Source organism: Photobacterium sp. 53610 (genome assembly GCF_036409375.1).
Lineage (GTDB): Bacteria > Pseudomonadota > Gammaproteobacteria > Enterobacterales > Vibrionaceae > Photobacterium.
Map to the genome: position 1 here is coordinate 83,621 of NZ_JAXOFS010000009.1, position 11,844 is coordinate 95,464.

The following is an 11,844-nucleotide window of genomic DNA, read 5'->3' on the forward strand; positions in this document are numbered from 1 at the left end:
ATGATTTTTTGGTTAGCAGACTTACTTGAGTCGACTTTTCCTTTTTTCCGTTTGTTTGAATACCTGACGTTTCGCGCCATTATCAGCGTGCTGACCGCGTTGATTCTTTCCCTGTGGATGGGACCTCGCCTGATCGCCCGTTTGCAGATGATGCAGATTGGACAGGTTGTTCGTCATGATGGTCCGGAGTCTCATTTCAGCAAGCGCGGAACACCGACGATGGGCGGGATTATGATCCTGGCCGCCATCACTTTGACCGTGCTGCTCTGGTCTGATCTCAGTAACCCTTATGTCTGGGCCGTGCTGACGGTGATGCTGGGTTACGGCGTTGTGGGTTTCATCGATGACTATCGTAAGGTTGTCCGTAAAAACACCGACGGCCTGGTCGCCCGCTGGAAGTATTTCTGGCAGTCAGTGATTGCGCTGGTTGTGGCGTTTGCTCTGTATGTGCACGGAAAAGACACGGCGGCAACACAGCTGGTGGTGCCGTTCTTCAAGGAAGTGATGCCACAACTGGGTTTGCTGTATATCGTCCTGACCTATTTCGTGATTGTGGGTACCAGTAATGCTGTGAACCTGACGGATGGCCTGGATGGACTGGCCATTATGCCAACCGTGATGGTTGCGGCAGGGATGGCGTTTATTGCCTGGGCAACCGGCAACGTGAACTTCGCCAGCTACCTGAATATTCCTTATATCAGCGATGCCAGTGAACTGGTGGTCGTCTGCGCCGCGATTGTCGGGGCCGGGCTGGGTTTCCTGTGGTTCAATACGTATCCGGCTCAGGTCTTTATGGGTGATGTGGGTTCACTGGCGCTGGGTGGCGCATTGGGAACCATCGCGGTTCTGGTTCGTCAGGAATTGCTGCTGGTGATCATGGGCGGTGTGTTCGTGATGGAAACCGTGTCTGTGATCCTGCAGGTGGGCTCTTATAAACTGCGTGGTCAGCGGATTTTCCGGATGGCACCAATTCATCACCACTATGAACTGAAAGGCTGGCCGGAGCCGCGCGTCATCGTGCGTTTCTGGATCATTACTCTGATGCTGGTGCTGTTTGCGCTGGCAACCCTGAAGGTACGTTAAGATGGATCGCTTGGCACTGGCAAAAAATGTCGTTGTCGTGGGGCTGGGCGTGACCGGGCTGTCTGTGGTGAATTATCTGAAAAGACAGCCTGTGGCACCGCAGATCCGGGTGATTGATACCCGTGCCAATCCGCCGGGTCAGGATCAGTTACCAGCGGATGTCGCGCTGAGTGCCGGTGCGTGGCAGATGGACTGGTTGCTGGCGGCCGATCTGATTGTCACCAATCCTGGTGTGGCATTAGCGACACCGCAATTGAAAACGGCTGCCGACGCAGGAATCCCGATTGTCGGCGATATCGAACTCTTTGCCTGGGCGGCGGATAAACCTGTCGTCGCCATTACCGGTTCAAACGGAAAAAGTACGGTCACCAGCCTGGTGGGTGAAATGGCAGCGGAAGCTGGCATTAAAGCTGGTGTCGGCGGCAATATCGGCCTGGCGGCACTCAATATGCTGGGACAACAGAATGCGCTGTATGTTCTGGAACTGTCGAGCTTCCAGCTGGAAACGACAAGCTCGCTGGATCTGGTTGCGGCGGCCTATCTGAATCTGTCTGAAGATCATATGGACCGATACGACAGCTTTGCGGATTACGGTCTGGCAAAGCAGCGGATTTTCCGTCATGCCCGGCTGGCGATCAGCAACCGGGACGATGCAGCGACACAGCCCGCTGAATTTTCCGGTAAACAGACCAGCTTTGGTTTTGATGACCGGGATTACGGTCTGATCCAATATCAGCAGGAAGAATACCTTGCCGTCAACGGTGAACCGGTTTTGCCGAGCCGGGAGCTGGCGCTGGTAGGCCGTCATAATGTTGCCAACAGTCTGGCTGCGCTGGCACTGGCCGATGCGGCCGGCATTGATCGCGAAGCATCCTGCCGGGTACTGCGCCGGTATACCGGCCTGCCACATCGCTGTCAGCGCGTGGTGCAGGCGCATGGCGTAGACTGGGTCAACGATTCTAAAGCAACGAATCTCGCCAGTACGCTGGCGGCGCTGAACGGACTTTCGATCCCGGGCCGTTTGCATCTGTTGGTTGGTGGTGACAGCAAAGGCGCAGATTTTGCGCCGCTGAAAGCCATTCTTGAAACACTGAACGTGCAGCTGTACTGCTTCGGTCGTGACGGTCACCGGTTTGTTTCTCTGACTGCTAATCCGGTCGTGGTGGAAACGCTGGATCAGGCGATGGCAATGGCCGCGGCCGATGCAACAGCCGGAGATATGGTTCTGTTGTCACCAGCTTGCGCCAGCCTGGACCAGTACCCGAACTTTATGGCTCGCGGGGATGCCTTTGCGGAACTGGCGCAGAGCCTGAAAGATCAGGTGCGGGGAGCGCACGTATGCTGAAAGGGGTCAAAGAAGCCCTGTTCGAAATCAGCCAGTGGTTTAGCCGGCCGGCACCGCCATGTCAGTATGACCGGCAACTGGTGTGGATCAGCCTGTCTCTGATGGTGACCGGGCTGGTAGTGGTGAGCTCGGCTTCTGTCCCGGTCGCCACCCGACTGACTGACATTCCTTTCTATTTTGCTCTGCGCCATGCCTTCTTTCTGGTTTGCGCGTTGCTGATTGCAGCGCTGATGGTCCAGGTTCCGCTGGCGCGCTGGCGACAGCTCAGTGTTCCGATGTTGTTCGTCTCACTGGCGTTACTGGTGATCGTGCTGGTGCTGGGGCGCTCGGTTAACGGTGCAGTGCGCTGGATCCCGCTGGGGATTTTTAACTTGCAGCCAGCCGAAGTTGCCAAGCTGTCGCTTTTTGTCTTTCTGTCAGGATATCTGGTGCGCCAGTATCAGCAGGTCCGGCAGAGTTTTTACGGTTTTATCAAACCCCTGGCAGTTCTGGCGCTGATGGCGATTCTGCTGTTGCAACAGCCGGATCTGGGTTCTTTCGTGGTGATGTTTGTGACCACGGTTGGCATGCTGTTTATTGCCGGGGCCAGGTTGTGGCAGTTTCTTGCGATGCTGTCGATGGCTCTGGTCGGCATTGTGATGCTGATTGTTTTTGAGCCTTACCGGATGCGACGGGTGACAGCGTTCCTGGATCCCTGGGAAGATCCCTTCGGCAGTGGCTATCAGCTGACCCAGTCGCTGATGGCTTTTGGCCGGGGTGACTGGCTGGGGCAAGGGCTGGGAAATTCAATTCAGAAACTTGAGTATCTGCCGGAAGCCCATACGGACTTCGTTTTTGCCGTTCTGGCTGAAGAGCTGGGGTTGGCGGGAGTGACTGTTGTATTACTGCTGATTTTTGCGCTGGTCTTCAAGGCACTGCTGATTGGCCGGAAAAGTTTGCAGTCCGGTCAGTTGTTCGGTGGCTTTCTGGCGTTCGGGATAGGCTTTTGGTTTGCCTTTCAGACGTTGGTTAATGTGGGAGCCGCGGCTGGCATGGTGCCGACCAAAGGTCTGACTTTGCCGCTGATCAGTTATGGTGGCTCCAGCTTATTCATAATGTCGACCGCAGTGGCAATCTTACTGCGTATAGATCATGAGCAGCGCCATCAGGCACGCTTCGGCCATGCTCAATCAAGTGATGAAAATGACAATGACGAAAAATAAACGCCTGTTGATCATGGCAGGCGGTACAGGCGGCCACGTATTTCCGGCGCTGGCTGTGGCCCGACAGCTCCAGCAGCAAGGCTGGGAAATTCGCTGGCTGGGCACCGCGGACCGGATGGAAGCCGAGCTGGTACCTAAGCATGGTATTGAGATTGATTTTATTCAGGTCAAAGGATTACGTGGTCAGGGACTGAAGAAGCTGCTGGCTGCACCGTTCCAGATCCTGGGCGCCATTGCGCAGGCCCGTCGTTATATCAAGGCCTGGCAGCCGGATGCTGTGCTGGGGATGGGCGGATATGTCAGCGGACCGGGTGGCGTGGCTGCCTGGCTCAGCGGAATTCCGGTGATTTTGCATGAGCAGAATGCCGTGGCGGGTTTGACCAACCGCTGGCTTTCCCGAATTGCAGCCAGTGTATTGCAGGCGTTTCCGGGTGCGTTTCCGGGAAAAACGGTGGTCGGAAATCCGGTTCGCCGTGATGTGACCGAACTGGCCGGGCCTGGATTACGGCTGGCCGGACGGCAAGGTCCGACCCGTATTTTGGTGATGGGCGGAAGCCAGGGCGCGCGGATTCTTAATCAGACGCTGCCACAGGCTGCGGCAATTCTGGGCGAGACCGTTGATATCTGGCATCAGGCCGGAAAAGGCAATCAGATGGTGACCGAACAGGCATATGCCGATGCCGGTGCGTCTCAGTACAAAGTGACTGAATTTATTGATGATGTGGCATCCGCGTACGACTGGGCTGATTTGGTGGTCTGTCGCTCCGGTGCTCTGACCGTTTCAGAACTGTCAGCAGCAGGTGTCGGTGCGATTTTCGTTCCTTTTATGCATAAGGACCGCCAGCAGGCTCTTAACGCCGACCATTTAGTCGCTTGCGGCGCCGCTTATATGATTGAGCAGCCGGAACTGACGGCAGATAAACTGGCTCAGCTGATTGCCACATTGGACCGCCCTGCATTGCTGAATATGGCCGGGGCGGCGAGAAAAGCTGCAATACTTGACGCAGATGTCCGGGTGGCAGACGTGATCAAGGCGCAGGCAAAGTAACAGATAAGAGAACAGAGTGATGAATAAACTGGATAACCAGCAAATAGCCAAAATCAGAACGATGGTGCCAGAAATGCGCCGGGTTGAGCGCATTCACTTTGTTGGAATAGGCGGTGCCGGTATGAGTGGTATCGCTGAGGTACTGCTGAACGAAGGTTATCGGATCAGCGGCTCAGATATAACGCCGAATTCTGTGACTGAACGTCTTTCAGAGCGCGGTGCAGAGCTGTTTTTCGGCCATGCCAGCAGTAACGTGGAAGGCGCCAGCGTCGTGGTCGTTTCGACGGCGATTGCTGCAGATAACCCGGAGCTGAAAGCGGCGCGTGCATTGCGTATTCCTGTGGTACGCCGCGCTGAGATGCTGGCAGAGCTGATGCGTTATCGTCATGGTATTGCCATTGCCGGTACGCACGGAAAAACCACCACCACAGCACTGACAACTCAGATTTACTCAGAGGCTGGCCTGGATCCAACGTTTGTGAACGGCGGTCTGGTGAAAAGTGCCGGAACCAATGCCCGTCTGGGATCCAGCCGTTATCTGATTGCTGAAGCGGATGAAAGTGATGCGTCGTTTATCCACCTGCAACCGATGGTGTCGGTGGTGACGAACATTGAAGCAGACCACATGGATACCTATGGTGGTGACTTCGAAAACCTCAAACAGACCTTTATTGATTTTCTGCATAATCTGCCGTTCTACGGTCTGGCGGTGATGTGTATTGATGATCCGGTCGTGCGTGAACTGTTGCCGCGCGTCGGCCGCCAGGTGATCACTTACGGTTTTTCTGAAGATGCGGATGTACGTCTGGTTGATTACCGTCAGCAGGGGCAGCAGGGCCATTTTTCGATCCTGCGGAAAGGCAAGCCAGCTTTGTCGGTGACGCTGAATATCCCGGGTCGCCATAATGCTCTGAATGCGACCGCTGCTGTGGCTGTTGCGACGGAAGAAGGCGTAGAAGATGACGCGATTCTGCGTGCGCTGGCTGAGTTCGAAGGAACGGGTCGCCGATTTGACCACCTGGGCGAGTTTGAAACCGGGAAAGGGAAAGTCATGCTGGTTGATGATTACGGTCATCACCCGAGTGAAGTTGATGTGACAATCCAGGCGGCTCGTGCCGGTTGGCCGGACAAACGGCTGGTGATGATCTTCCAGCCACACCGCTACAGCCGGACGCGTGATCTTTATGATGATTTTGCCAATGTGCTGGAGCAGGTGGATGTCCTGCTGATGCTGGATGTTTACAGTGCGGGTGAAGCTCCGATTCCGGGCGCTGATGGCCGCTCATTGTGCCGGACCATTCGTGGCCGGGGTAAAATCGATCCGATTTTTGTTCCGAATACAGCCGCATTACCTGCCGCTCTGGCGAATGTTATGCAAGAGAATGACCTGGTCCTGACGCAAGGTGCTGGTGATGTTGGTAAAATTGCACGTCAACTGGCTGCACTGGGGCTGGATGAGAAAGAAATGAAGAAATAATGTGCTCCAGAGCCAGCCTGTCGTTAAAATCTGGGATATTTTGTGTCACTTTCTTGCGCTTTTTCGCTAAGCTTGTGGAAAAAGGCTGAAAAATCCTGTTGATGAATATGCAATAATGTTTCACGTCAGGAAATTGCGGACAATAGTTGGAGAGCTTCGTGTTGGTCGGTATAATCGGCCAACTTTTTTGCTGTCCTCGCCTGGATCTGGTGAAATTTTATGACAGGTAAGTCTTCACTTCGCTTGTCTGGTGATCAAAATAACGGCAGACTGATATGGTTCAGGAAATGAAGTGTTAAATCATGACTGAGGCAGCCTTAAAGCAGAATCATTGGGTTTCCGGCCCATGGTCCCAGTGGCGCGGCCTGAGCTTTCTGGCTTTGGTGATTGCCGGAATGATCTGGCTCTTTGTATCCGTGATGCACTGGATGACAGATGCCAACCGGATGCCGCTGTCGCAACTGATCATTCAGGGCGATCTGGAACATCTGACAACGGAGCAGGTGAGGCAGGGAATCCTGAAGATGGGGGCATTAAGCAGCTTTATGCTGCAGGATGTTGATGAAATTCAGTATACACTGGAATCGCTTCCCTGGATTGCGCAAGCATCGGTCCGCAAACAATGGCCGGATACGGTAAAAGTTTATCTGGTCGAGCACCGGCCTGCGGCGGTCTGGAACGACAAGTTTCTGGTCAATCAGCAGGGACTGGTGTTTGAGGCGCCTGCGTCGGACGTATCCGGTGAATCTCTGGTGACGCTGGAAGGTCCGGACGGTAGTAGCGAAGAAATGCTTAAAACGTGGCGCGAAATGCAACCTGAGTTGCAGCGTGGCGGATTGGAAATTGTTAGGCTGTCATTAAATCAACGGCGGTCCTGGCGAATCTGGCTCAGTAACGGCATTCGGCTGGAACTGGGGCGGGAAGCGCGACTGGAACGAATCAAGCGCTTTTTATGGCTTTACCCCGAGCTGGAGCAGCAGGGCAAAGCAATAGATTATGTCGATCTGCGTTACGATACGGGTGTCGCCGTAGGTTGGCAGCAGAATAATGAAGAAGTGGTTCAGGAATAGAGCGTGCGCTAATGACGAAGGCTATAGATAAAAAACTCATCGTTGGCCTTGATATCGGTACCTCCAAAGTTTGTGCTTTGGTGGGTGAGGCATTGCCGGACGGCCTGGTGAATGTCATTGGTGTGGGCAGCAGCCCGTCTAAAGGCATGGATAAAGGTGGCGTCAACGATCTCGAATCTGTCGTCAAATCCGTGCAACGGGCGGTTGACCAGGCGGAACTTATGGCAGATTGTCAGATTGCCTCTGTATATCTGTCTCTGTCCGGGAAACATATTCGTTGCCAGACCGAGAAAGGGATGGTGCCGATTTCCGACAAAGAAGTGACTCAGGATGACGTGGATAACGTCATTCACACGGCAAAGTCGGTCAAAATCAGTGACGAGCACAGAACGTTGCACGTTATCCCGCAAGAATTTGCCATTGACTACCAGGAGGGGATTAAAAACCCGGTTGGTTTGTCTGGTGTGCGAATGGAAGCCAGCGTGCATCTGATCACTTGCCATAATGACATGGCAAGAAACATCGTGAAAGCGGTTGAACGCTGTGGCCTGAAAGTGGATCAGTTGATCTTTTCAGGGCTGGCTGCCAGCTATGCGGTGTTAACGGCGGATGAGCGTGAACTGGGTGTCTGTGTGGTCGATATCGGTGGCGGAACCATGGATATGGCTGTATGGACAGGCGGTGCACTCCGGCACGCGGAAGTGATTCCTTATGCAGGTAATGTGGTCACCAGCGACATTGCTTATGCCTTTGGCACCCCTCCGGGGGATGCTGAGGAAATCAAAGTGAAGTACGGCTGCGCACTGAGCGAATTGGTCAGTAAAGACGCCAAAGTCGACGTTCCCAGTGTGGGCGGACGACCGTCGCGCAGCCTGCAAAGTCAGACACTCGCGGAAGTGATTGAACCGCGTTACAGCGAATTGCTGGGTCTGGTGAATCAAAAGTTGGTGGAAATACAAGAACAACTGCGTAATACGGGTGTCAAACACCAGCTGGCAGCTGGCATCGTGTTAACCGGCGGAGCCTCACAAATGGAAGGGCTGGTAGAATGTGCTGAGCGGGTATTCCGTAATCAGGTACGTTTGGGCCGACCGCTGGCATTAAGTGGCTTAACGGACTATGTCCAGGCCCCGCATTACGCAACGGCAGTAGGCTTACTGCATTACGGAAAGGACAGTCAGACATTTGAAGATAGTGAGTTGGAGCCCAAGCGTTCAGTGGCAGGCTTGTTCACTAAAATTAGTGGTTGGCTACGAAAAGAATTTTAAACCTGATGCGAACAGGAAAAACGGAGAGAACACATGTTTGAACCGATGATGGAATTGTCTGATGAAGCGGTAATTAAAGTCATTGGCGTTGGCGGTGGCGGTGGTAACGCTGTTGATCACATGGTCCGTGAGTCGATTGAAGGCGTACACTTCATCAGTGTGAATACTGATGCTCAGGCGCTGCGTAAAAGCAACGTTGGCACAGTGATCCAGATTGGCGGTGACATCACGAAAGGTTTGGGTGCAGGTGCTAACCCTCAGGTTGGCCGTGACTCAGCGCTGGAAGATCGTGAAGCGATTCGTGAAGCACTGGACGGTTCAGATATGGTCTTTATCGCGGCTGGTATGGGCGGTGGTACCGGAACCGGTGCTGCACCGATTATTGCTGAAGTTGCGAAAGAGCTGGGTATTCTGACCGTTGCTGTGGTGACCAAGCCTTTTAGTTTCGAAGGTAAAAAACGCATGGCGTTTGCGGAGCAGGGTATTGAGGAGCTGTCTAAGCACGTCGATTCTCTGATCACGATTCCGAATGAAAAACTGCTGAAAGTGCTGGGCCGTGGCATCACATTGTTGGACGCCTTTGCAAAAGCCAATGATGTACTGAAGAACGCGGTACAGGGCATTGCAGAGCTGATCACCCGTCCGGGCATGATCAACGTCGACTTTGCGGACGTACGTACCGTGATGTCTGAGATGGGTCATGCCATGATGGGCAGCGGTGTTGCGACCGGTGAAGACCGTGCGGAAGAAGCTGCTGAAATGGCGATTTCCAGCCCGCTGCTGGAAGATATCGATCTGGCTGGTGCTCGTGGTGTTCTGGTCAACATTACCGCAGGTCTGGATATGCGTCTGGATGAGTTCGAAACTGTCGGTAATACAGTGAAAGCATTCGCTTCTGATAATGCGACTGTGGTGATTGGTACTTCACTGGATCCGGACATGAGCGATGAGCTGCGTGTCACAGTTGTTGCGACCGGTATTGGCAAAGAAACGAAGCCTGATATTACGCTGGTTACGAACACGGCTAAACCTGCAGTGCAGGAAAAGCCAGTGGTTCAGCAAGAGCCGCAGGAAGAAACGATCAAGCCTCAGACCGTGCAACCAGCGGCGGAGAAAAATGTCCAGTCAGGTGCGGCAGCAACAGCGGCAAAGCCGAAGCAGCAAGCCGACCATGACTACCTGGATATCCCTGCGTTTTTACGCAAGCAGGCAGACTAATTTTAAAAAGTTTGGGTTAGATCACAATTGATGGTAAGATGACCGCTTGGCCGCATTAAAGTTTGCACCATGGCGGTCGATATATAATCATCAGTCAGTTGAGACGAGTAAGCAGATGATCAGACAACGTACACTAAAAAGCATCGTGAAAACGATTGGGGTGGGTCTTCACTCTGGTCGTAAAGTGACGCTTATTCTGCGCCCGGCCGCAGCAAATACTGGTGTTATCTATCGTCGTACGGATCTGAATCCGCCGGTGGATTTTCCGGCAAATGCTGATTCTGTGCGAGATACAATGTTGTGCACCGCGCTGGTGAACGATCAGGGCGTACGCATCTCAACTGTTGAGCACCTGAATGCCGCGCTGGCTGGTATGGGCATTGATAATGTGATTGTGGAAGTGGATGCACCGGAAATTCCGATTATGGACGGTAGCGCCAGCCCATTCATTTATCTGCTGCAATCTGCCGGGATTGAGACACTGAATGCGCCGAAGCGTTTTCTGCGTCTGAAAAAAACTGTTCGTGTTGAAGATGGCGACAAGTGGGCAGAGCTGAGACCTTACAATGGTTTCCGTCTGGACTTCGCGATTGAATTTAATCATCCGGCGATCGATGTAGATCAGCAACGTCTGGTTCTGGACTTTTCCAGTCAGTCGTTTGTGAAAGATATCAGCCGCGCCCGAACTTTTGGTTTCATGCGTGATATCGAATATCTGCAGTCACAGAATCTGTGCCTGGGTGGTAGCTTCGATAACGCTATTGTTCTTGATGACTACCGCATCCTGAATGATGAAGGTCTGCGTTTTGACAATGAGCTGGTGACACATAAAGTACTGGACGCTATTGGTGATCTGTACATGTGCGGTCACAATATCATTGGTGAAATGGTCGCTTATAAGTCCGGCCATGCCCTGAACAATAAATTGCTCCGTGCTGTTTTGGCTGACCAGGAAGCTTATGAGTGGTCGACCTTCCAGGATGAAGCGGACGTGCCTGTTACTTTTGCTCAACCGGGTATGGTACTGGCCTAAGCTCTTTTTCTTCTGCTCGCGACCGGCCCTGCAAGGACATCACTTGCGTGAAATAGGTCGGTCCTGCGGGCAGAACATCTCCTATCCTTTTTGATACTGCCCTCCATTGACACTTAGTCTTTTCAATCTCTCATTGAACACCTCAAAGAACATCAGCATCTGATCCGTAAAGATAATCCCTTGATTTTCAACGATCTGATAGTCACTTTCTTCAACTATTATTGATAAGTGCATGAAAAAATAAGCTTTTACTGGATGGGAAGCGCAGCCATTGTTCTGAAAAGCTGTTGACGGCGTGATGGCGCCAGACGCAATCCTCTGAAATCAGTCAGGGATAAATAGGCTTCTGTAGTTTGATATCACATCGCTCAACGAGCGTTTGAGAGATGTGAAGAAACCGAGCAGATTATTTATTTTTGTTTGCCAGTGCAGCCAGTCGTTCCAGGCGGGCTTTAATCTTTGCCGGGGCATCCTGAGCAGTTTCCATGAGTGACTGGGCGGCACGTTCGGAAATGGGTTTGCGTTTCAGAACTGGCGTTTTATCGGCTTGGATCGGTTCTGCAGCCAGTGAAGGATTGATACTGATTTGAATATCCTGCAATTTGGGCAAGGTGTGCTCACGCAGCCGGTTGATGAGTTGATTGCGCTCATAATTCAATCGCATCGACCAAGCGGCAGATGCAACCTCGATCACCAATATGCCCTGACGATAGTTACTGACACGGCATGCCTGGGCGCAGCTGAGATATTGCTGTACCTGGCTGTTGAGTTTGTGAAGTGCCATCGCTCGTTGCTGGATATTGCCCAGGGCACTGTCATCATCGAGCAAACTGGCTGTCGTCTGGGGACGGTGATCTCTCATAGAAATGCCGAAAACCTCAATTAAATGAATGCGAAGAACCCACGGAACGGAGTGAGATCTAAGTTTTTGTATCTGGTTGCGAAGTTATTGTGATAAGTCTAGGCGTTCCTGCAATTATTTTTTTATCATAACAAATTCGGAGCTGTTCGGGGCCGGCTTGGTGAATGGTTCCATTTCACAAAGCATGTTATTGTGCCTGATGCCCTTGAAATTCCGTTCGGGAAACACAATATCACCA

General features: G+C 52.7%; 10 protein-coding genes. 9 read left to right on the plus strand and 1 reads right to left on the minus strand.

All coding sequences use genetic code 11. From position 1 onward, the window contains the following. From mraY to lpxC, 9 genes are all read left to right on the plus strand, one after another. Positions 1–1,083, plus strand: coding sequence for a phospho-N-acetylmuramoyl-pentapeptide-transferase (mraY, locus tag SPK40_RS18245; RefSeq protein WP_248143918.1), 1,083 nt, complete (start codon positions 1–3; stop codon positions 1,081–1,083). 1 nt (position 1,084) lies between these two features. Beyond that, positions 1,085–2,428: a UDP-N-acetylmuramoyl-L-alanine--D-glutamate ligase gene (gene murD / locus SPK40_RS18250; RefSeq protein ID WP_330961454.1), complete on the plus strand. Its 1,344-nt coding sequence runs from the start codon at positions 1,085–1,087 to the stop codon at positions 2,426–2,428. Next, the gene (gene ftsW / locus SPK40_RS18255; protein WP_248143920.1) at positions 2,422–3,630 is read left to right on the plus strand and encodes a cell division protein FtsW; all 1,209 of its coding nucleotides are present in this window, start codon (positions 2,422–2,424) and stop codon (positions 3,628–3,630) included. The genes murD and ftsW overlap by 7 nt, the downstream gene beginning before the upstream one ends. Next, positions 3,617–4,678: an undecaprenyldiphospho-muramoylpentapeptide beta-N-acetylglucosaminyltransferase gene (gene murG, locus SPK40_RS18260; protein ID WP_330961455.1), complete on the plus strand. Its 1,062-nt coding sequence runs from the start codon at positions 3,617–3,619 to the stop codon at positions 4,676–4,678. Before ftsW ends, murG begins: the two co-directional genes overlap by 14 nt. A gap of 19 nt (positions 4,679–4,697) precedes the next feature. Then, the gene (gene murC / locus SPK40_RS18265; RefSeq protein WP_330961456.1) at positions 4,698–6,155 is read left to right on the plus strand and encodes a UDP-N-acetylmuramate--L-alanine ligase; all 1,458 of its coding nucleotides are present in this window, start codon (positions 4,698–4,700) and stop codon (positions 6,153–6,155) included. A 302-nt stretch (positions 6,156–6,457) separates the two neighbouring features. Next, positions 6,458–7,225, plus strand: a complete 768-nt coding sequence (locus SPK40_RS18270) for a cell division protein FtsQ/DivIB (RefSeq protein WP_330961457.1) — start codon at positions 6,458–6,460, stop codon at positions 7,223–7,225. An 11-nt stretch (positions 7,226–7,236) separates the two neighbouring features. Further along, the gene (gene ftsA / locus SPK40_RS18275; protein WP_248143924.1) at positions 7,237–8,493 is read left to right on the plus strand and encodes a cell division protein FtsA; all 1,257 of its coding nucleotides are present in this window, start codon (positions 7,237–7,239) and stop codon (positions 8,491–8,493) included. Between the two features lie 33 nt (positions 8,494–8,526). Further along, a complete protein-coding gene (ftsZ, locus tag SPK40_RS18280) occupies positions 8,527–9,711 on the plus strand; it encodes a cell division protein FtsZ (RefSeq protein ID WP_248143925.1) in 1,185 nt (394 codons plus the stop codon). 115 nt (positions 9,712–9,826) lie between these two features. Beyond that, positions 9,827–10,744 carry a UDP-3-O-acyl-N-acetylglucosamine deacetylase gene (gene lpxC / locus SPK40_RS18285; RefSeq protein WP_330961458.1) on the plus strand — a complete coding sequence of 306 codons (918 nt, stop codon included), beginning with the start codon at positions 9,827–9,829 and terminating at the stop codon, positions 10,742–10,744. A gap of 406 nt (positions 10,745–11,150) precedes the next feature. Here the strand turns inward: lpxC and SPK40_RS18290 are convergent, their stop codons facing one another. Continuing rightward, positions 11,151–11,606: a DUF721 domain-containing protein gene (locus SPK40_RS18290; protein ID WP_248143927.1), complete on the minus strand. Its 456-nt coding sequence runs from the start codon at positions 11,604–11,606 to the stop codon at positions 11,151–11,153. Between the last annotated feature and the right edge of the window lie 238 nt (positions 11,607–11,844).

What these genes read in the sequence shown, in the direction of transcription:
- mraY (WP_248143918.1), top strand. Translation starts at nt 1, where the DNA reads ATGATTTTTTGGTTAGCAGACTTACTTGAGTCGACTTTTCCTTTTTTC.
- murD (WP_330961454.1), top strand. Translation starts at nt 1,085, where the DNA reads ATGGATCGCTTGGCACTGGCAAAAAATGTCGTTGTCGTGGGGCTGGGC.
- ftsW (WP_248143920.1), top strand. Translation starts at nt 2,422, where the DNA reads ATGCTGAAAGGGGTCAAAGAAGCCCTGTTCGAAATCAGCCAGTGGTTT.
- murG (WP_330961455.1), top strand. Translation starts at nt 3,617, where the DNA reads ATGACGAAAAATAAACGCCTGTTGATCATGGCAGGCGGTACAGGCGGC.
- murC (WP_330961456.1), top strand. Translation starts at nt 4,698, where the DNA reads ATGAATAAACTGGATAACCAGCAAATAGCCAAAATCAGAACGATGGTG.
- SPK40_RS18270 (WP_330961457.1), top strand. Translation starts at nt 6,458, where the DNA reads ATGACTGAGGCAGCCTTAAAGCAGAATCATTGGGTTTCCGGCCCATGG.
- ftsA (WP_248143924.1), top strand. Translation starts at nt 7,237, where the DNA reads ATGACGAAGGCTATAGATAAAAAACTCATCGTTGGCCTTGATATCGGT.
- ftsZ (WP_248143925.1), top strand. Translation starts at nt 8,527, where the DNA reads ATGTTTGAACCGATGATGGAATTGTCTGATGAAGCGGTAATTAAAGTC.
- lpxC (WP_330961458.1), top strand. Translation starts at nt 9,827, where the DNA reads ATGATCAGACAACGTACACTAAAAAGCATCGTGAAAACGATTGGGGTG.
- SPK40_RS18290 (WP_248143927.1), bottom strand. Translation starts at nt 11,606, where the DNA reads ATGAGAGATCACCGTCCCCAGACGACAGCCAGTTTGCTCGATGATGAC.